Annotated in this window: 17 protein-coding genes; 8 read left to right on the forward strand and 9 right to left on the reverse strand. The window is 65.2% G+C overall.

The window, feature by feature from the left end; all coding sequences use genetic code 11:
- Positions 1-4 precede the first annotated feature (4 nt).
- Positions 5-1,384 (forward strand): lipopolysaccharide biosynthesis protein, encoded by a 1,380-nt coding sequence (locus ET21_RS0107100; RefSeq protein ID WP_030539103.1) that lies wholly within the window; start codon positions 5-7, stop codon positions 1,382-1,384.
- A gap of 41 nt (positions 1,385-1,425) precedes the next feature.
- Here the strand turns inward: ET21_RS0107100 and ET21_RS0107105 are convergent, their stop codons facing one another.
- Both ET21_RS0107105 and ET21_RS0107110 read right to left on the reverse strand, forming a co-directional pair.
- Positions 1,426-2,139, reverse strand: coding sequence for a LuxR C-terminal-related transcriptional regulator (locus ET21_RS0107105; protein WP_021238727.1), 714 nt, complete (start codon positions 2,137-2,139; stop codon positions 1,426-1,428).
- Between the two features lie 13 nt (positions 2,140-2,152).
- A complete protein-coding gene (locus ET21_RS0107110) occupies positions 2,153-4,438 on the reverse strand; it encodes a Wzz/FepE/Etk N-terminal domain-containing protein (RefSeq protein ID WP_030539105.1) in 2,286 nt (761 codons plus the stop codon).
- A gap of 312 nt (positions 4,439-4,750) precedes the next feature.
- On the opposite strand from ET21_RS0107110, the gene ET21_RS0107115 reads away from it, so the two are divergent.
- Positions 4,751-5,734 (forward strand): 2OG-Fe(II) oxygenase family protein, encoded by a 984-nt coding sequence (locus ET21_RS0107115; protein WP_030539106.1) that lies wholly within the window; start codon positions 4,751-4,753, stop codon positions 5,732-5,734.
- An 11-nt stretch (positions 5,735-5,745) separates the two neighbouring features.
- Here ET21_RS0107115 and ET21_RS0107120 read toward each other — a convergent pair whose 3' ends face one another.
- On the reverse strand, positions 5,746-7,068 hold the full coding sequence (locus tag ET21_RS0107120; RefSeq protein WP_021238724.1) for an O-antigen ligase: 1,323 nt from the start codon (positions 7,066-7,068) through the stop codon (positions 5,746-5,748).
- 286 nt (positions 7,069-7,354) lie between these two features.
- Here ET21_RS0107120 and ET21_RS0107125 point away from each other — a divergent pair, with 286 nt between their 5' ends.
- Together ET21_RS0107125 and ET21_RS0107130 are read left to right on the forward strand one after the other, a co-directional pair.
- A complete protein-coding gene (locus tag ET21_RS0107125; protein WP_337587952.1) occupies positions 7,355-8,791 on the forward strand; it encodes a pectate lyase in 1,437 nt (478 codons plus the stop codon).
- Positions 8,792-9,994: a glycosyltransferase family 4 protein gene (locus ET21_RS0107130; RefSeq protein ID WP_237751503.1), complete on the forward strand. Its 1,203-nt coding sequence runs from the start codon at positions 8,792-8,794 to the stop codon at positions 9,992-9,994.
- A gap of 7 nt (positions 9,995-10,001) precedes the next feature.
- Here the strand turns inward: ET21_RS0107130 and ET21_RS0107135 are convergent, their stop codons facing one another.
- Genes ET21_RS0107135 through ET21_RS0107155 form a run of 5 tightly spaced genes read right to left on the reverse strand, consistent with a single transcriptional unit; the run spans position 10,002 to position 14,899 of the window.
- The gene (locus tag ET21_RS0107135) at positions 10,002-11,129 is read right to left on the reverse strand and encodes a Gfo/Idh/MocA family protein (RefSeq protein WP_030539109.1); all 1,128 of its coding nucleotides are present in this window, start codon (positions 11,127-11,129) and stop codon (positions 10,002-10,004) included.
- Entirely contained in the window at positions 11,122-11,982 is an 861-nt protein-coding gene (locus ET21_RS0107140; protein WP_030539110.1) for a sugar phosphate isomerase/epimerase, read from the reverse strand. Before ET21_RS0107140 ends, ET21_RS0107135 begins: the two co-directional genes overlap by 8 nt.
- Positions 11,983-11,985: 3 nt before the next feature.
- Positions 11,986-12,393: a VOC family protein gene (locus tag ET21_RS0107145; protein ID WP_030539111.1), complete on the reverse strand. Its 408-nt coding sequence runs from the start codon at positions 12,391-12,393 to the stop codon at positions 11,986-11,988.
- A 3-nt stretch (positions 12,394-12,396) separates the two neighbouring features.
- Positions 12,397-13,638 (reverse strand): DUF1214 domain-containing protein, encoded by a 1,242-nt coding sequence (locus ET21_RS0107150; protein ID WP_030539112.1) that lies wholly within the window; start codon positions 13,636-13,638, stop codon positions 12,397-12,399.
- A gap of 1 nt (position 13,639) precedes the next feature.
- Positions 13,640-14,899 carry a sulfotransferase gene (locus ET21_RS0107155; protein WP_030539113.1) on the reverse strand — a complete coding sequence of 420 codons (1,260 nt, stop codon included), beginning with the start codon at positions 14,897-14,899 and terminating at the stop codon, positions 13,640-13,642.
- A gap of 151 nt (positions 14,900-15,050) precedes the next feature.
- Here ET21_RS0107155 and ET21_RS26470 point away from each other — a divergent pair, with 151 nt between their 5' ends.
- Together ET21_RS26470 and ET21_RS0107165 are read left to right on the forward strand one after the other, a co-directional pair.
- Positions 15,051-15,974 carry a helix-turn-helix domain-containing protein gene (locus tag ET21_RS26470; protein WP_021238715.1) on the forward strand — a complete coding sequence of 308 codons (924 nt, stop codon included), beginning with the start codon at positions 15,051-15,053 and terminating at the stop codon, positions 15,972-15,974.
- Between the two features lie 478 nt (positions 15,975-16,452).
- Positions 16,453-17,031: a LuxR C-terminal-related transcriptional regulator gene (locus tag ET21_RS0107165; protein ID WP_021238714.1), complete on the forward strand. Its 579-nt coding sequence runs from the start codon at positions 16,453-16,455 to the stop codon at positions 17,029-17,031.
- A 149-nt stretch (positions 17,032-17,180) separates the two neighbouring features.
- On the opposite strand, the gene ET21_RS0107170 is transcribed toward ET21_RS0107165, so the two are convergent.
- On the reverse strand, positions 17,181-17,531 hold the full coding sequence (locus ET21_RS0107170) for a hypothetical protein (RefSeq protein WP_030539115.1): 351 nt from the start codon (positions 17,529-17,531) through the stop codon (positions 17,181-17,183).
- 149 nt (positions 17,532-17,680) lie between these two features.
- Here ET21_RS0107170 and ET21_RS0107180 point away from each other — a divergent pair, with 149 nt between their 5' ends.
- Entirely contained in the window at positions 17,681-18,586 is a 906-nt protein-coding gene (locus ET21_RS0107180; protein WP_030539116.1) for a site-specific integrase, read from the forward strand.
- Positions 18,587-18,590: 4 nt separating this feature from the next.
- The gene (locus tag ET21_RS0107185) at positions 18,591-19,784 is read left to right on the forward strand and encodes an IS91 family transposase (protein WP_030539117.1); all 1,194 of its coding nucleotides are present in this window, start codon (positions 18,591-18,593) and stop codon (positions 19,782-19,784) included.
- Positions 19,785-19,940: the final 156 nt, after the last annotated feature.

Below are 19,940 nucleotides of genomic sequence, written 5' to 3' on the forward strand. Positions count from 1 at the left end.
CATTATGACATATCCGGCTCAACAGGGCGCGCATCGCGCCCTGCGGATGCTGCACGACAGGTTTGGCGCGTTCCTGGTCAAGGGAACGCGCGCACGCCTGATCGCGGTCGGGCATCTGTTGTCAGGTAATTTCATCAACGCGCTCATCATGCTGGTGAGCGTCGCCATGGCCGCCCGGTCGCTGGGACCGGCGACCTATGGCGTCATGGTCCTCGTCCTGTCCTATAATCGCGTCGTCGAACGCATCATCCGCTTCGAATCCTGGCAACCGCTCATCCGCTATGCCGTCCAGGAAGAAAATCGCGGATCGATGCGGCGGATGCAGCGGCTCTATTGCTACGGACTGATGATCGACATCGGCGCGGCGGCCCTGGCCGCGGTGAGCGCCGTCGTGCTGGCGCTGCTCTTCGGACCGTTGTTCGGGTTGAAAAGCGTGCATGTGCAGCTTGTCGCCATCTATTCGATCGCCACCCTCTTCAACGTCGCTGGCGTGCCCGTGGCCGCGATGCGCCTGGCGGGCCAGTTCAAGATGCTGGCCTATGCGCAGGTGGCGGGTAACGTGCTGCGCATAGCGTTCGCCTTTTACTGCATGGTGGCGGGGGCGGGCGTGATCGGCTTCATGATCGCGTGGACCGCCGCGCAGGTGCTGGGGTCCGTCATCGTCTTCTGGCTGGGCTTTCGCGCCCTGCGGCAGACGGGCATTCCCAATCCGCTGCATGCCCGGCTCAAGGGGCTGGTGAAGGATTTTCCCGGCTTTTTCGGCTTCGCCTGTTCCACCAACCTGTCGCTGACCCTGCGGGTCATCACCACGGAGGCGGATTCGCTTTTCGTCGGCGCGGTGGCGGGGACGAGCGCGGCCGCTGTCTATTATCTCGCCAAGCGCATCGCCAAGGTCGCGATGCAGGTGGGGGCGCAGGTGCAGGCCGTGATCTATCCCGATGTCAGCCGCATGTGGGCCAAGGGCAATGTGCAGGCGTTCAGGGCGACCACGCTACAGGTGCAGGCGGCGCTGTTCACGGTCGGGGCCGCCATGCTGGCGGGCGCCTGGCTGCTGGGGCCGCTTCTGATCCGCATGGGTCCGGGCGAAGCCTATGCCGACGCCTATATCCTGCTGCTGACTCAGATGATCGCGGTGATGCTGGCGCTCCATTCGGCGCCGTCCCGGTCCGCGATGCTGGCGATGAACCAGTCCTGGCTGGTGCTGGCGATCTCCGGCCTTGGTACCGCTGTCTTCGTCGCGGTCGCAAGCTATTCGGTTCCGCATTATGGCGCCCTGGGCGGGAATATCGCCCATGTGGTCCTTGGCGTCATAACAGCGGTGCTGATGGACATATGCTGGCTCCGCAAGTCGCGCAGGCAGCAGATGGCGGCTGGCGTGAATTGATGTCCGGTCGCCGCCGCAGCGGCCAGCCTGAACCCCGCACATCAGGATTCCAGATCGCCGCCCTTCAGCAGATGGGCGACGATCTGCGTGCGGTTGGACGCTCCCTTGAGCGCCATGATCGCGCGCACATGCACCTTCACCGTGCTTTCGCTGATGTTCAGGCGGTTGGCGATATCCTTGTTGGATGCGCCCTGGGCCAGCAGTTCCAGCACGTCCCTCTGCCGCCGCGTCAGCGCCGCGAGCTGATCCACGGCCGCCCTGACCCGGTCGTTCGATCCGCCGCCAGCGCTCGCGTAAAGATTGAGGCGGGTCTGGATCATCTTGCCCACCGATGCCGGGAAGATGGATAGCCCGTCGCTCAGCAGCGCCAGCGCTTCCTGGATGCGCGGCAGGCTGATGTTGGATGTCAGCACGCCATGCGCTCCGGCGGCGACTGCCGACAGCATCAGGCGCTGATCATGATGATCGGCGATCACCAATATCGCCGCGCCCGGACAGCTCTGCACGGCTGACGCGATCTGTTCCGTCATGGATTCGGCATCGTCCGGCCCGTCCCCCGCCTGGAACAGGATGACGTCCGCCTCGCACTCAAGGGAACGGTCCCCCATCGAAGCGAGGGACGTGACCTTGAGGCCCGCCGATTCCAGGGCCACGGCCATGCAGGCGCGGCGCAGGGCGCTGGGGTCGACGATCAGCAGCCGCAGCGGCCCGGTCTCGTCCCTGACCTCCTGGGTCTCAAGGCCGATGGATTCCAATGTCCCGCCGCCTTCACGCGGCTTCGCGCGTGAAAACTCTGCGGACCCGGTCGCTCGCGGCCTTCGTCCACTTCTGCCGGACGGGGAAGCTGTCCGAATAATAGGCTGCGGATCCCATGTAGAACTGCACCGCGTCGCCATAGCCGCGCCGCGCATGTTCCTCATAGTCCACCTGGTTGAAGACGGCGCCCGCGACCTGATTGTTAACCATCTGCAACGATGCGCGAAGCTGCTCCACGGTGGTCGAACCCCAGCGCACGACCATGATGGTCGAATCGGCCAGGCTGGACAAGGTGCGGGCGTCGCGGACGGCCAGGATCGCCGGGGCGTTGATGACCACAAGGTCGAACTGCTCGCGCAGCTCGTCCAGCAGGCGCGCCACCTGCCACCCCTGCACCAGCGCGGCGGGATTGCGGATCTGCTCGCGGGTGCTCAGCACCACCGGCAGCAGCGCGGCGGGGGCGGCGCCATAGGCCGGGTCATGTTCGACATGCGATTCGACCTGCGGGATCAGCTTGCGCGTCTCGCCGCTGTGGGTCAGCACGTCGATCAGGTCGGGCAGGTTCGAATTGTCCTGAATGCTGCGCAGCACGCTGGGGCCGGGCCGCCGCAGGTCGAGGTCGACGACGATCGCGCGCCGCCCCATGGAGGCCGCCGCCGCCGCCAGCGTCAGCGCCACGCTGGACTTGCCATCGCCCGGCAGCGGCGATGTCACCAGCACGCGCTGGCTGCCTTCCAGCCGCGGCAAAGCTTCTACTTCACTCGCCAGATTGCGGGCGACCTCGGTGAACAGCGACTGGGGCTCCGTCACCACCGGATTTTCCTCGATCGAAGGGCCGATCGGGTCAGGCAGTCCCGGCAGCATCGCCAGCGTGCGCAGCCCGAACAGGCGGCGCAACTGGTCGCCGCTGCGCAGCCGGTTGTCGAACATCTCGATCCCCAGCACGATCAGCAGCGCCAGCATCGAAGAACCGACGAAAGCCGCCAGAGCCATTTTCTTGGGCGCTGGCGCTACCGGAGTGAGCGGCACGGGCGCGGCCGACATCATGGTCGAATTGACGCCCGTGCTTTCCAGTTCGGCGCGCACCGTCTGCGCCCGCTGCGCCGTGGTGAGATAGGCCTGCCGCGCGACCTCGGCCTTGCGTTCCAGGATCGACAGGTCGACCGAATTGGCGTTGTTGCGGAAGGCCGCGCTGGTGATGTCGTTCAACCGCGCCTGCAACTGGCCCGCGCGCGCCGCCGCTGCGTTGGCCTCCGCCATGGCCATGGCGCGCTCTCGCCCGGCATCCGCATTGTTGCGGGCCTGCTGGGCGGCGATGACCGAAGCGCGTTCCTGCGTCATGGCGTTGCTGACCTGGCTGATTTGCGCCGTCAGCGCCTGCATCTGCGGATGGTTCGCCCCCATCTGCACCGCCATTTCGGACCGCTGGCGCGACAGGTCGTCATATTGCCTTTGCAGATTGTCGAGCGCCGGTGAGGTCGCGCCCGCGACCGTGCGCATGCCCGCCGCGCTGCTGACGCCCGCCGCCTGCGCCCGCATGCCGGAACTCAGCGCCGCGCTGGACGCGGCTTCCACGGCCAGCCTGTTCATCTGCTGATAGTCCTCCGCGCTTCCCGCGCCGACGGGCATGGCATGGTCGCGCCGGAAATCGGCGACCGCCTGCTCGGCGCGCCACGCTTCGCTGGAAAGCCGTCCAGCCTCGTTCGCCAGCGCGCGGGTCACTTCATCCCGCCAGACCTGACGCCGTTCCGAACGCAGTTTCTGAAGGCTCTGGACGAAGCGGTTGGCGATCCGCGCCGCAAGTTCGGGGTCACCCGACTGTACGGTGATGTCGATGACGTCGGAGTCGGTCGAGCTTGCGACCTGCGTGTCGTTCAGCAGATGCGACGCGGCCAGCGGCACCTTCATGGTGACGCCGTTGTTGAAGGCGGGATTGCGATGCAGCTTCAGGTCCCGCACCACCTGTTCGGCCAGCGCCTGGGACCGGTACATGCGCGCTTCGTTGGCGACGCGCTGCTGGTTGCGGACCGCATCCGCCTGGTTCGACCCGCTCGAATCGTTGAGCTGAACCTGCACGGTCGCCGTCGCCTGATAGCGTTTGGGCAACTGCAACTGGATCGCCAGCACGATAAGGACGCAGGTGATCACGATGCCGGCCACCAGCTTTATATGCCGCCGCAGCAGGAACCAGATCTGCCGCGCGGTCATCTGCTGCAATTCGAAGGACAGGTCGCGGGGCCTGGCATGTCCGCCCGCAGAACCACTACCATCGGTCAATGTCAGCTGAGCGGACGCCATGCCAATCTCCCTCATCTTGCGGGGCACGCGGGCCGTGCCCGGCCCAATGGCCGTTCCCTTGACCATCGGTATGATTGTTGCCGTCCGGCAGTGCAAAAGCGCATCGGGGGCCATCAGTGCGCATTGTAGCTAACACTTAGGATGAAGGCGGCTTTGCGCGGGACCGGACATGCCTTGGCGTTCAGCCAGTGCCATCGGCACGGTCCCAAATGGGCCATGTTTCTGCTTTGTAACTATTTCGGAGTTGGCCTTCCCGGTAATTGCATCGTGAAAATCCAGACATAAAAACATCTGGCCGAGGAGGGGACGCGCATGATCACCACCATTGACTTGCAGGAGGTGACGGCGGGATCGCTCGCGCGGCTTTTTTCGGCGGGTCATGTGGCCGTGATGGTCGAATGTCCCGATCTTATCGCATCGCTCTGGCGCGAACTGCTTGAAAGGAAGGAAGAACAGCTTCCCTGGCAGGCGCCCCTGGTGGACATGGCGCGCAACTATCATGGCTGCGGCGATATCACCGCCAGCCTTGGCGACCTCTTCTACTTTCAGCCAGGGCGGCACGGCTATATCGCGCGCAAGATGGCGCTGGCGCAGCAGGAGGAGGCTGGCCGCGTCGCCGCCAAGCCGTCCTCCTTCTTCCAGAGCGGAAGCAGCTATGCGCCAAGCCAGGAGGTGATCGATCAATGCTGGTCGCTGGGCCAGCTGCTGATGACGGCGATGATCCCGGAGGGTGAGCTGCCCGGCCGGTTCGAAGTCGTGGTCCAGCGCCTCAAATATCAGGAGACGGCGGCGGATTTCGCCAATCTGGGCGCTCTTGCCCGCAACTCCATGGGCCGTTGGGGGCGGGCGGGCTGCGCTCTGGACGAGCAAAGGTGGAACGCGGCCGGGCCGCTCAGCCCGCGCGGCCTGTCGGACCTTTACGGCTTGACGATGCTGTTGCCAGCGGTGCGGCAGGTCGCGAAGCGCGTGAACGGCCTGATGCTGCGGCGCGACCCGTCGCGGCGGCTTGAACCGGGGCAGCGCCTGATCGAGGGCGCGCATTACGACTACAGATATCTGACGGCCCTGTGCGGCAAGCGCGACAAGACCCTGACTCAGGTGTTCGCGGCGGGAAAATGGTTCGATCTGCCGATCGATCTCACGACGCTGGCGGTCTTCCCCGGCATGATGGCGAGCCGCGCCTTCGGCCTGCCCAATGTCCTGCACCGCGTCGTGCATCTGGAAAGGGAAATGGCGGCGGATCGTCCGCGCGATCCGCGCACCGATGACGTGACGCTGCTGATCGGCGCGGCCTGACGCCGCCGGGATCAGAGATCCGGCAGCTGCTGCGGACCGGCCGGGGCGGAATAGATGAGCTTGGCATGCTGCTGATCGTCCGCCCTGCGGGGGCCGTAGAGCAGAGCCAGCATGACCATGACGGGCATGACCCACATGCGTGAATACATATGGGGATAGGACATGGTGTAGATCAGGAAGACGATCAGCACCGCCATGGCTGGCGCGCCGCGCTCGCGGTCCCGCAATCCCACCACCGCCATCAGGCCGAGCAGCGACAGCAGGATGATCAGCCCCGCAAAGGCGATGATGCCGCCCTCGTTCCAGATCAGCAGGTAGAGATTATGCACCGGATTGTCATAGGCGCTTAGTTGCCGGTAGCGGTCGACGCCCATGCCGATGATGCTGTAATCCTCGGTGAAGGTCCATGCTTCCTTGATCAGGTTGGACCGGCCGATGAACGTCCCGGCCTGTGACAGGTCGCCCGATTCCACCGCATTGCCCACGCGCTCCTGAAACACTCTGGGCAATGGCGCGCCGGACACCATGAACAGGCTGAACGCCGCGCCCAATGTAACCGCCAGCCCTGCTATGTAACGGAATCCGCCCATCAGGGCCATGCAGATGAAAAGGGTCAGCAGCGCCGCTGAAAAGCCGGTGAAGGACGCCGTCAGCAACAGCCCCCAGACCAGCAGCGCCAGGCAGATGAGCCCGGCATAGAAGGAAATCTGCCGCTGCCGCACGGAATAGAGCAGCATCGGTATGGCAAAGGCGATCACGGCGCCGTTGCTGTTGGGTTCGCCCGACATCGATCCCAGCCGCTGATTGCCGGTGTAGAATCCGTCTCCGAACCAGGGAAGCGTGTCGGCGGGCGTCAGGAAGATGGTCACGGCGATGCCGATCACTTGCGACAGGACGATGCCTAGCATGAACAGTAGCGGCGCGATCCGCCGTGTACGGTCATCCTGCTGCATCAGCACCATCGGGATCAGCAGGAAGGACACGCTATATTGCAGGGCGATGTTCACCCAGCGCAGCGGATCGCCGTTCATGATCGATCCGATGAACAGTCCCCCCAGCATCATCGCCAGCCCGGCCACCCAATAAGGGGTAAGGGAACCGAAGGGCATCGCGCCCAGCTTTCCGCGCATCGCGGTGATGACGATGCAGATCAGCAATGCGACATCGGAAAAGGTCAGGTTGATCGACCCGACGCGCAGCGCGAACCAGCCGCTGAGGAAGATCGACGTCAGCAGCGCATAATGGGCGATCTTGTCCCACAGGTCCACCGTTCGCGGGATGGGCATGCCCGGAAGGCCATGCGATGCGCCCGGCGCGGCCGTGGAAATCGTCATATCTCGCTCCTGCTGCCGCCTGGGCCAGCGCCTTGCGACCGTGCCCGCGCGCCCGGCATGCCGCAATCGGCCTTCGGGACATTGGCGGGCGCATAATGGCTAACCCCAAGGGCGAGTGGCCGGGCGCGGCTGCTGCGGCCATATCAGCCATGATGAACCCGGCGCAGATACCCAAATTTGCCGCCTGCTCAGCCGCCTGCTCCGTTGATCCGGCCTTGGCGTGACCGGATAAGGAGTGGCTGTGAGCGGCTGCGCAGGGCAGCGGCATGTCGAACGAGGATCATCTGTGACGGACGCGACTCATCCCCGCCACGATGACGATCCGCCGCCCGGCGCGGGAGGAAAGGGCAGCGGCGTGGCGAGCCGCATCGGCGCGGCGCTGCGGGCGGCCGTCAGCCTTCTCCTCCCCGCGGCGATCGTGATCGCGGGCTGTTCCGGGGCGACCAACGCATCGCAATCCGCGCCTCAGCCGGTGAAGGGGCAACCCGCCTTTCCCGGAGCCGTGGGCTATGGCGCGGCCAGCAAGGGCGGGCGCGGCGGGCAGGTGATAGCGGTCACCACCCTGGCGGACAGCGGCCCCGGCTCCTTGCGCGCCTGCATAGATGCGCAAGGGCCGCGCATCTGCGTCTTCCGGGTCGCGGGGTTGATCCGCTACACGTCGAAACCGCCCATCATTCGCAACCCCTATCTGACGATCGCGGGCCAGACCGCGCCCGGCGGAGGCATCACGCTGGCGCATGCTGGCGGGCCGATGGGATTTACCCCGCTCGCCATCAAGAACACGCATGACATCGTGGTGCGGCATATCCGGGTGCGAAACGACCGCATCGGCGGATTTCGCGGTGCGGAAGACAGCTTCACCATCGAAAACAGCAGGCAGGTCATCCTCGATCATGTCAGCGGAAGCTGGGCGCGGGACGAGATGGTCAACGGCTATGGCGACAATGACTGGATCACCGTCAGCAACTCGATCTTCGCCGAGGGGATTCCCCGGCACGACAAATGCGCGCTGCTGGCGAGCGATCCCAAGGGGCCGCAGCATTTCAGCTTCATCGGCAATCTGTGCGCGCATAATGGCGACCGCAATCCAGACGTCAATTTCCCGCCGGGGTCCTGCGCGGAGGTGATCAACAATGTCTTTTACAACGCCCAATCGGAATTTGCCGAAATCTGGGAAAGCTATGGCGGCGTTCCTGTCTCGCTGATCGGCAACAGCTTCATCGCGGGCAAGAACACCCATGCCGAAACCATCGGCATCACGCGCAACATCGTTGGATCGACGGGGCTGGCGAAGGTCTATGTGGCGGACAACCGGTTCGAAGGCGATTTCGTCCGCACCTCGCCTTTGCTCAAGGAGGCGGAGGTGGCCGCGCCACCCTGTCCCTCGACCGTCGCGCCCCTGCCCGCCGCCCAGGCCTATGATCAGGTGCTGCGCGAAGCGGGCGCTTTCCCGCGCGATCCGTTCGATCGCAGGACCGTCAGCCAGCTTCGCGAGCGCCAGGGCCGGATCGTTCACCAGCCGGGGACCATCGACCCGATCCCTTCGGGCGCGCCCTACCCGGACGCGGACGGCGACGGCATGGATGACGGGTGGGAGGCGCGGCATGGCGCAAACCCCCATCGCGCCGATGCGTGGGAGGATGCCGACGGCAACGGCGTCGCCAATCTCGACCAGTATCTCGACTCCCTGTCCCGGGTGCTGATCGAAAGGAACGATCCCTAGATGAAATTGCTGTCGCCTTCGCTGACGCGGATGAACGGGAATGACGGGCGGGCTGCGCGCAGGGACAGGCAGGTGCGGCTATGCTTTCCCTTTTCCGGCGACACGATCGGCGGCAGCCACATTTCGGTAAAGGGCCTGCTGGATCATCTGGATCGCGGGCGATACCGGCTGGTTGTCGTGCCGGAAGTGCCAGGTGGCCGGATCGCACAATTCTTCGCCGGTCATGAACAGTTGCACGATCCCGGCAGCCGTGGACTGTTCGTCCCCGGCGAACGCTTCAACCTGCGCAAATTCGCCCGGACGCTGGGCGGGCTATGGTCGCGAACGCGCTTCCTGCGGCGCAACCGGATCGACATCGTTCATGTGAATGACGGCCAGACCAACGCCAATTGGGCGGTCGCCGCGCGGCTGGCGGGCGCGAAGCTCGTCTGGCACCACAGGGGCGATCCCGGCGCGCTCGGCCTGCGGCTGCTCGCTCCCTTGCTCGCCAATCAGGTGTTGACCGTCTCCTCCTTTTCTTTGCCGCCGCCGGGCCCCTGGTCGGCGCGCAAGAAGGCTGCGGTGGTGCATAGTCCCTTCGACGCCACCATGACCGTTGATCGCGAACAAGCGCGCGAAACGCTGGTGCGGGAATTGGGGATTGCGCCGGACACGCTGATCCTTGGCTATTTCGGCGCGTTCATCGCGCGCAAGCGGCCGCTGCTGTTCATCGACACGATCGCAGCGCTGAAGGAAAAGCTCGATCGCCCCGTCATCGGCGTCATGTTCGGCGAATCGGTGGAGCCTTCCATGAACGTGGCGTTGCAGCGGCGGATCGACGGGAATGGCGTCGCCGCTCAGGTGAGGCTGATGGGCTATCGCACGCCGGGGGCGTACTGGATCGCTGCCTGCGACCAGCTTGCCGTCCCGGCCGTGCGTGAGCCCTTCGGCCGCACGCTGGTGGAAGCGATGCTGGCCGGAACGCCCATCGTCGCCGCGCGATCAGGCGGCAATATCGAAGCGCTGGAGGGCGGCATCGGCATATTGGCCGACCCGGACGATGCGGGTGCGCTGGCGGAGCAATGCGCCCGCCTTGCCCGTGACCCGGCCGCCGCCTCCGCCATGGCCCGCCGGGCGCAGGCCGACGCCCGCCATCGTTTCAGCGAGGCGATGCACGGCCGCAAGGTGAGCGAAGTCTACGAACGCCTCTGCCCGGCGGCTTGAGTCCCCGTCAGACCGCCTCCACTTCGACCCAGCGGCCTTCCGCGGCGGAACGGCGGGCGGCGTCCAGCACCGCCTGTCCCGCCGCCGCTTCGTGGAAGGTGCCGCCTTCGTCGGGCAGCGGCGGCTCAATGCCCAGCATCCGCGCCTTCATCTGGCCGAACAGCTTGGCATAGGGCGCGACATCGAATCCCTGCGTATGCCACCTGTCCATCTCCGTCTGGATAAGATCGGTGATGGGGAATGGTTCGGGCGCGGGGTTGACCAGTTCGGCGGGCATGGGGATGCGGCGCGCGCCCTGCGCGTCTTTCAGCCACACCTCCTCCGGGTCGCCGAAGGCAGCGCCGGATTGAATCCAGGCCGCGCCCTTCGTCCCGGCCACCTTCGTCGCCATGACGAACGGGCCGGGGAAGTTCATCGCCGCCTCGATCACACCGCGGCAGCCGCTGCGGGTGACGAACTGGACATTATAATAATCGTCGGAGGTCATTTCCGGCCGGGTGGTGGACAGCTTGCGCAGGATCGCGCTGACCGCCGCGACCGGGCCAAGGGTCGAAAGCACCTGATCGATCATATGCGTGCCGAAAGCGCCCAGAAAGCCGCCGCCCTGCTTCGCGTCGGTCCACCAGTCCGCCAGCGGTTCCTCTTCGCCCTGTCCCGGCTGCTGGTAGATGCGGCTGAACATCAGCGGATCGCCGATCATGCCGCCCTTGACCACGCGGCGCAGCAGCGCCTGCGCGCTGTCGAAGCGGAACTCCGCGCCCAAGGCATGGACCACGCCCGCTTCTTCTGCCGCAGCCAGCATCTCCCGCGCCTGGGCGAGATCCCTGGCGAAGGGCTTTTCGCACATCACCGCCCGGCCCGCCGCGATCGCCTGCATGACCGGCGTGTAATGGGCGTGCGGCGGGGTGGCGACCGTCACCAGCCGGATTGCTGGGTCGTTCGCCAGAACCTGCTCCAGATTGTCGGACGCCAGCGGAATGTTGAGCGGGGCGGCCCGCTGCGCCGTGCGCTCGCGATTGCGGCCGACGATGGCGCGCACCTCGAACCCCGCGTCGCGCAGGGCGCGAACATGGGTGAACAGGCCAAAGCCCGTGCCCACCACCACCGCGCCGGCCGGCTGACCATCATCACTCATCTTGTTTCCTCGCCTCCTCGATTATCGCTTGCGCCGATGACGCCCATGCCTGTGCCACCTCGTCCATCGTCTGCCCCGCCTGCGCCTGGGAAAAGACCTCAACGCCGATAGGCGCCGTGCTTCCGATCCGGTCGAGCGTGCGGATCAAGCCGGCAAGATCGAACGCGCCTTCGCCGGGCAGCAGCCTGCCGGTCATCGTTTCCTCGAACAGGTCAGCGCCCTGCTGGGCTGGGCCATCGTTGATCTGCACGGTGCAGATGCGCTCGCCCGGTATTGCCGCAAGCTGATCCAGCGTCGATCCGCTGCGAAACAGGTGCCAGCTGTCCAGCGTCAGCCCGCCATTGGGCCGCCCGGCCGCCTCTATAATGGCCGCCGCCGCCGCAAGGGTGGGGATGCCGCCAAAGGGCAGGAATTCGATATGCACCGGCAGGCCATGCTCCGCCGCCAGATCGCAGACGCGGGCGAAGGCTTCCGCCGCCTCGTCCAGCGAAGGGCTGACGTCCATCATCTCGACCGCCACGACCGACCGCGCGCCTGCTTGCGCCGCAAGGCCGATCACCCGCTCCGGCGTCAGCGTCATCAGCAGGCCGCGAAAGCGCGCACCGGCGGGCGCACGGGCATGAGACGGCAGCCAGCAGCCGATGCAGTCGACTTCCGCCAGTTCCAGCCCATGATCCGCAAGCCGGTCCGCAAATTCGCGCAGAGACGTGCCTTGCTCCTCCAGCGCCCACAGGTCTCCCGGCGTCACCGAGATCGCGGCGAACCCTGCGTCCCGTGCGGGCGCGAGCCGGTCCAGCAGGGGAATATGCAACAGCGGCGGCCCGCACAGCACAAGGTCGGAGGAGCCCAGCATCCCTCAACCCTCCCGGAAATTGAGTTCGAGCAGGATGCCATTGGCTTCGGTCACGAACAGCTGCCGCAGCCCGATCGATGGAATGTCGTTGCGCGCGATCGTCAGCCCGGAACCCTCCAGCCTTGCCGCCATCTCCGCATAGCCGTCGCATTCCAGCGCCACATGATGGACTGACCCGCCGCCGCGCACTGGTGTGAAGGGCGCGATGCCGTCGCTGGGATAGCGGGCGTCGGCGGGGCCAATATGAACGATCGCGCGGTCCTGCCCATCATAGATCCAGCAGCCCGTATCGATGGAGGCCGCGCCCGGCGCCACGCCCGCGCGCAGCCCCAGCAGGTCGCGGAAGAAGGCCGCCGTCGCCGGAACGTCGGCCGTGCGGATGTTGACATGGTCAAGGGACAGGACAGCCATGGCTCAATCGACGAACTGGCCGGTGCCGATGGCCGCCGCGGGGTCAAGCGCGTCCCTGCCTTGCCGTTCCAGACTGGCCAGCGGCACGCGCCACAGCTTGACAGGCGCGGTCTCCTCCGTGCGGATCAGGCGCAGGCCCCACAGGCCCTTGTCATGGCCGAACGTGTCGATCCAGTTGCCGCCAATGCCCGGATCGCGCGCCGCGATCACGATCCGCACGCTGCCGTCCGCCTCCTGAACCCGCTTGAACTTGGTGACATAGCCGCCGCCGTCTTCGAACGTGTCCAGATTTTCCTGCCAGATATTGCACAGCTGGAAATTCCAATATTCGCATTCGGGCGGCGTGAATTCCAGCACCAGCGCTTCGTCCGCCTTCACCTGCCAGCTGCCAAAGGCGAAATGCCGGTCGGGCACGCCGCCGTTCGACAGATATTGCGCGCGGCTATAATCCAGCCGGTTGGGCCGGGACGCGAAATTGCCCTGGCTGCCCTGCCACCAGTTGCGCACCAGTTCGGCATAGCCCAGCACGCCTTGCGCCGCCCAGGCGAGGTTGTTCGCCATCAGCGCGGGTGTGATCGGCACTGGCTGCGCCCCATCCATGCGTTCGATCCGCATCTCCGGCGCGGTTTCCTTGCCCCGCTCATGCCAGACCAGGCGGATCAGGATGCAATTGGTGCTGGCATCCAGCTTCAGCCAGTTCCTGCCCTCGCCCGGATCATTTTGCGACAGGATGATCTCGAACGTGCCGTCCTCCTCGACATGAAGCTGCTGGCTGCCCAGGAAAGCGGTGGTCTTGAGGTTGGATGGATCGAACGTCTTGAGGCCCGCAACCCCTTCTGGCGCCCAATCCCTCGCAGCCGCATCTTCGGGGGCGGGGGCGGTCAGCACCGCCAGCACGAAATAGGGAATGGTGCCCCGTGTGCCGGTGATGCGATAATCCCGCGCCTCGTCGAACTGGCACATCAGATGATCATGGTCAGGGCATTGCACGTTGATCGACTGCCGCCATACCATGTCGCGCAGGCGCGGCCGGGTGGGCTCCGCATTTTCGACCAGCCGCTCCAGGCTCGACCGCGCGACGCGGGAGAGGAAACGATAATATTCCGCCCGGTCCAGTTCGGACGGCTGGTCCCCGAACGCGTCGATCATCCGCCCCGCCACTTTCAGCACATCGCAGAAATCGTCCCACGACTGCCCGGAAAGCAGGCGATCGGCTGCCTTTGCGTCGATCTGCGCCTTGTCCATCTCAATCCTCCCACTTCACCGGGAAACGTTCATAGTAAAAGGCGAAGCGCTCCCGCAGGGCGGCGGTATCAACGCCGAACACGCCCTCCAGATCGTAGATCACCCGGCCATGCCGGTTGCGCGGATTTTCGTTCAGATAGGCAAGCAGCGCCCTTTCCGCGTCCGCCGTCAGCGGCAGGCCCGCAAGATCATAGACCTGCCGCATCACCCTTTCCTGATCGGCCATATAGTCGTGGAACAGCAGGTCGGCGGACTGGTCCGCGGGCCAGGCGGCGCGCTGTTCGATACAGGCGCGCAGCAACCTTTCGATCCGGCCGATCCACAGGCTGGCGAGGCCCGGCGGATCGACGGGATCGCGGCGGATGCGGTCGGAATAGCTCAGCATGGTGGTCAGCGACCGGATCACGGCCACCGGATCGCGATGGGTGATGATCATGGCCGCGTCGGGGAACACTGACCGGATCGCGGCCAGATTTTCCATATGCTGGGGTGATTTCAGCAGCCATCGATTGGGTCCCCGCTGCCAGGTCAGCACCTGAAGGACCTTCTTTTCATAACGGTAGCTGATGGTGCGGTCGTGCGCGAAATAATGGTCCGTCCAGCGCGGGATACGCGCCTGCCATTCCCAATTATAGGAATTGACGTCCATGTAGAGCAGCTCGTTATCTTCATGGATCGACGCGGCGTCCATGCCGTGCATCGCCGCCATATGAGGCAGCATCGCTTCGAAATGCCCCCACATTTCGGCCGATCGCAGGGCGCGCGGATCGGGCGCGCCCGGCGCGGGCGGCGGGCCGGAGGGCACGGGTTCTTCCGATTCCCACAGCGTCAGGGACCGCAGCCGTTCGTCGCGGGCCAGCCAGTTGACGAGGTGGGTGGTGCCCGACCGGGGCAGGCCAGCGATGAAGATCGGCCTGTCGATCTGGATGTCGAGTATTTCGGGATTGCGCTTCACCAGATGCTCGATGCGCAGGCGGTTGGCCATGACGCGGATCGCATGGTCGATGATGGTGATGCGCCCGCCGCGCGTCAGCCCCCTGTCCTCCGCCAGCGCTTGCAGGACGATGCCCAGCCGCTCGCGAAAGCCGGTCTCTTCGCCGAAATCATCCAGGCCGCCCGTCAGGTCGACGGCACGGGACAGGACCTGATCCACGCCCATCTCTTCGTCAAAGCCGGGCGGACCGGCCCGCGCCGCTTCGATCGCGGGGGTCAGGCGCGGCTGGGCCAGATCATCGATCACTATTTCGCCGGACTTGCTCATTCCGGTCCTCGATCGGACGAAGCGCGGCCCGCTCGCCGCCGGTTGCGCCTGTGCATCGATGCTGCCACACTCCTCCTCCGTAAGACCTTGTTCTTGCATCGCGCGTCAGCAGCGCGCGGCCGGTCATTTTTCGATGAAGATAGAGCGACGCATGCATGCCAGCAATTGTCCGGCCGTTATCAATCCCGCCACCGGCGTATATCTTCCCGACACCACGGACAGCGACCGGGATCGCGCGTCCAATGTCGTCACCGCCAGCGGCCGCAACCTCTATTTCGAATATGGCTGCTTCGACTGGCCTGGGTTCGAAGACCGGCGTGTCGTCTATTCCAGCCATATTATCAGCATGGTCGAATGGGCTTCGGCCAGTACCGCCGAAGGATGGCATGAAGGTCCGGCGGGCTTGACCGAGCCGAGCCGGATCGGCTCCGTCCTGATGACGCCCGCTGGCATCCCCTTCCATGCACGCGGGAAGGCCGGGCAGCTCAAGGTGGCGCGGCTGCTGTTCCGGTCCTGCGGCGATGATCTGGACATGCTGTCGCGCGAACTGGACGCCTCCCGGCTCAAGGATTGCCTCGACATCCGCTGTCATGACGTGATCGCGGGCATGCGGCGTCTGGTGCGGGAAACCGCGGCTCCGGGTTTTGCTTCGGACATCGCGCTCGACGCCCTGGGGTCGCTGATCCTTGTCGATGCCGTGCGCTATCTCCGCCGCTCCCCGCCGCCAGCGCGGGCCGTTCAGCGCCTGTTGCGCCGGGACGTCAGGCGGATCGGCGACTATGTGGCGGCCAACCTTGCCCGGCGTATCACGGTGAGCGAGCTTGCGGCGCTGACAAACATGAGCGAGCGGCATTTCATGCGCCTCTTCCGCGCGACGACCGGCGAAACCGTCTACCGCTTCGTGGAACGCCAGCGGTTCGAAAAGGCCAGGCTGCTGCTGGACGAGCAGGACCGTCCGCTCAAGCAGATCGCGCATCTGCTGGGCTTTTCCAGCCGTGTCGGCTTCACTCTCGCCTTCCGGCGCATGGCAGGCCAGTCGCCGCTGGAATATCGCCGCCGCGCGAGGCGGGATTGACGGCTGCGCTGACCTGCGGGGAACCTGCGCGCCGTTCGGGCGGATCGATCATCATGGGACGGTTCTGACAGTCCGCCGGAACTGGCGGAGTGAGGGGGGCCGCAATCGGGATGCACCCTGTCGTCGGCCCTTAACCTGCCAATTGACAACGCCCGCAGGGTGAGCAACATTGATTTTATATTCGGGGGTTAAGAATTTCAAATAATCGGGGGACTGCCAGATAGTCTAAACGCAAGAGCGGGGGTAACGAACGCAGGCGTTTTTCTGCCACAAAGATGAATTTTAACAAACTTGTCTTTTTGGCGAACGGTATCGCATGCCACAGTTACCTTCGTTCTCGCCTTTCGGGGCAGTAGAGGGGGGAAGGATCGTGAATGGTGATCCACAGGGGGGTCTGCCTGTTCACTTGCCGCACAAGGCTGTCGTGGAATTAGGCTGCCAATACGCGCAGCCTTTGGCTGGTGGATCTCAGCCGGATATGGTGAGCGGCATAATTGACGCTCTGGAACTGGCTTTGATCGCGATCGATGATGATGGCCATTTCGCCGGAGCCAATGAGGCCGGGCTCTGGCTGTTGCAGCAGGCGGATGGGCTTAAGCTCGATGGTCCCGTCATCATGACGCATTCGGCCGCGGAATATTCGGATTTGAGGAACGCCATCGATCAGGCGATCGCCATGCCGGATCGCCTTCAGGAATTGCGCGTGATGCTGGTCTCGCGCCCCGGCCGCCAGCCGCTGACGGTGGCTGTCGTGCAAGGCGGAAACGGGCTGTTCCGCAAGGCCGCCGCCCATCTGGCCGTTGTCGATCCAGAAACCCGGATTGACGACCGGATCGACGAAGTGTGCCGGTTGTACAGGCTCAGCAAAACCGAAACCACACTTTGCAGGCAACTTGTAAATGGCCGGTCGCTGCCGGAGATTTCCGGGGAATTGTCGTTAAAGGAAACGACTGTCCGCGCTTATCTCAAGCAGATATTCGCCAAATGCGGGGTCCACCGGCAATCCTCCCTCATTCGCCTGCTGCTCACCAGCCGTATTCCCATGCAGCTGCGTTAGGCGGAGCAACGGGCAGAGCGCAGTCACTGGACGGCGAACTCCATGTCCCTCGCATCGATCATTTTCCCGTCCCGCCACAATTCGTAGCGGCCCGCATATCGCCCCGGCGCCCAGTTCCCGCCCTTGTTGGGCACGCCGCTGAAAGCGAACTAGGCGAGGCCTCCGCCCTCGACCCTTGATCGCCGTTCGTGGATGACGCGCCCGTCCGGCGAGCGGATCGCGAACCGCTGTTCATCGCCAGCGGCAACACCCAGCGCATCGGCCCACAGGATAAGCGCGGGCGCGTCCTTCGCCAGTGTCGTGGTCGCATATTTACCCGCACGCGCATCCGAGGCGGTGGGCCGCTCGCTCGCGATTCCCACGGAAATGACCGCAGCCGGGCGGTAGGCGAGCATCTTTCGCGCGGACGCGCTCCAAAGGCTGGAGGAGGATGTGGCGGCACAGGCCACCGGGGGCGTGAGCCCGCTGAACGGATCGACCGTCGCGCCATTGTGGCGCAATTCGAAATGCAGGTGAGGGAAGGCGGCACAGCACGAACCCGCTCCGCGGGAGGGTCGCTTGGGGTGACGTAGTGTAGTATTTGTGAGGCTTTCAGTGGGGCGGCGTCGCCCGCCGACGGTGGAGTTCCTTCAACGGAGAGGAACTTACCATGGATGCTATCACGACTGCTGCCCCGACCCATTCGCTGCGTGAGCGGATGTTGCAGGACATGACAATGCGTGGCTTCGGGGCGCACACGCAGAAGGACTATATCCGACATGTCCGGAACTTTGCCGCGTTTCTCGGCCGCCCCCCGGACACGGCCACGGTGGAAGACCTGCGGCGTTATCAGGTCGACCAGCACGAGCGCGCCGTTGGTCCAGCCACGATCAATGGCGCGGTATCGGCACTGCGGTTCCTCTTCGGGATAACCCTCAGACGGCCGGAGATGGCCCTAGCGCTGGTCGTCGTTCGCTTCACACCCAAACTGCGGGTGGTTTTGAGCGTCGAGGAGACAGCGCGGCTGCTCGAGGCTGCGCCAGGCATCAAGTACAAGGCGGCCCTCAGCGTGGCCTATGGCGCGGGCCTGCGGGTTTCGGAGGTTGCCCACCTCAAGGTCGATGACATCGACAGCACCCGGATGATGATCCGCGTCGAGCAGGGCAAGGGACGCAAGGACCGCAACGCCATGCTCTCACCGCACCTGCTGGACTTGCTCCGTCAATGGTGGCGCGAAGGCAAGCGGCGCGGAGTGATGCTACCTCATGGCTGGCTGTTCCCCGGCCGCAGCGGCACGGATCCGGTCTCGGCTCGCCAGTTGCACCGCGTCGTGCAGGAAGCGGCTGAGCGCGCCGAGATCCACAAGCGGGTAAGCCCGCATACATTGCGCCACTCGTTTGCCACTCACCTGCTCGAGCAAGGCGTCGATATCCGGGTCATCCAGGTGCTGCTGGGACACGTGAACATCAACACGACCGGCATCTATACCCAGGTCTCGAGCAAGACGATGCGGGCGGTGGCCAGCCCGCTCGACCAGATCGTGGCCGTGATGGAAGGCAGGGCACCTCCCGGTTGAGCCGGTGCGCACCTCACTCGAGGTCGCCGATATCTTCCGGAGCAGCGGGCCGGCCTATCGCGCGGCCCATGCCGGGCATCTCAGCCTCGGCCAGCTCAAGGTCATGACGGCCATCGAGAACTGCCGCACCGCCGCGCTGGGCGGTCACGTCGAGGCCTGCGACGACTGCGGGCACTGGCAGGTCGCCTACAACTCGTGTCGCAACCGACACTGCCCCAAGTGCCAAGGCGCCGCTGCGCGCACTTGGCTGGCCGCGCGCGAGGCCGACCTGTTGCCGGTTGGCTACTTCCACGTCGTGTTCACCTTGCCTAGCGAGGTCGCAGACATCGCCTTCCAGAACAAGGCGGTGGTCTATGACCTGCTGTTCCGCGCTGCCGCGGACACGATGCTGATCATCGCCGCCGATCCCAAGCACCTTGGCGCGCGGATCGGCATCACCGCCGTGCTGCACACCTGGGGATCGGCACTGACCCACCATCCGCACGTGCACATGATCGTGCCTGGCGGTGGCATCGCGCGCGACGGCACGCACTGGATCTCGTCGCGCCCCGCATTCCTGCTGCCAGTGCGTGTGCTTGGCGCCTTGTTCCGCCGTCTGTTCCTCACTCGCCTGTTGGCATTGTTCGATGCCGGCAAGCTTGTCTTCTTCAGCACCTTGGCTGGCCTCGCGACACGCAAGGCCTTCCTGCGGCATCTCTCGCCGCTCCGGAAGAAGCGCTGGGTCGTCTATGCCAAGCCGCCCTTCGCCGGGCCGCAGGCGGTGCTGGCCTATCTCTCGCGCTACACGCACCGGGTTGCCATCTCGAACCGGCGGCTCCTCGGCTTCGACGAGACCGGCGTGACGTTCCGCTACAAGGACTATCGCCGCCCTGCTGCTGAACGCCAGCAGGTCATGACGCTGGCGACCGACGAGTTCGTCCGCCGCTTCCTGATCCACGTTCTGCCGCGCGGCTTCCACCGCATCCGGCATTACGGCCTGCTCGCCAGTTCGACCCACAAGGACACCATGGCGCTGGCCCGCAGCCTGCTGGGCGTTGCCGTACCGGTCGAGGAGCCCGAACCCGACGAACCTCCCGACCATCGCCCGCCATGCCCATGTTGCGGCGGGCACATGACCATCATCGAAGCCTTCGCCCGCTGGTGCCAGCCCCGCGCGCCACCATCATCGGCATCGCCAATCCGGGGGAATGCGCCATGATCCGGCATGGCTCAGACTGCACGACGGTCACGCCCATGGCGGCCTGGCCGATGACCCAGTGTATGCCCATTCCGGAATCGAGCCCAGCGCAGGGCACACCGACCAGCAAAACCGCCACCGTCGGCACTCTGACGCCGCACAAAGTCACGTTGATCT

Source organism: Sphingobium sp. DC-2 (assembly GCF_000722555.1).
In the GTDB taxonomy this organism is placed as follows: domain Bacteria; phylum Pseudomonadota; class Alphaproteobacteria; order Sphingomonadales; family Sphingomonadaceae; genus Sphingobium; species Sphingobium quisquiliarum.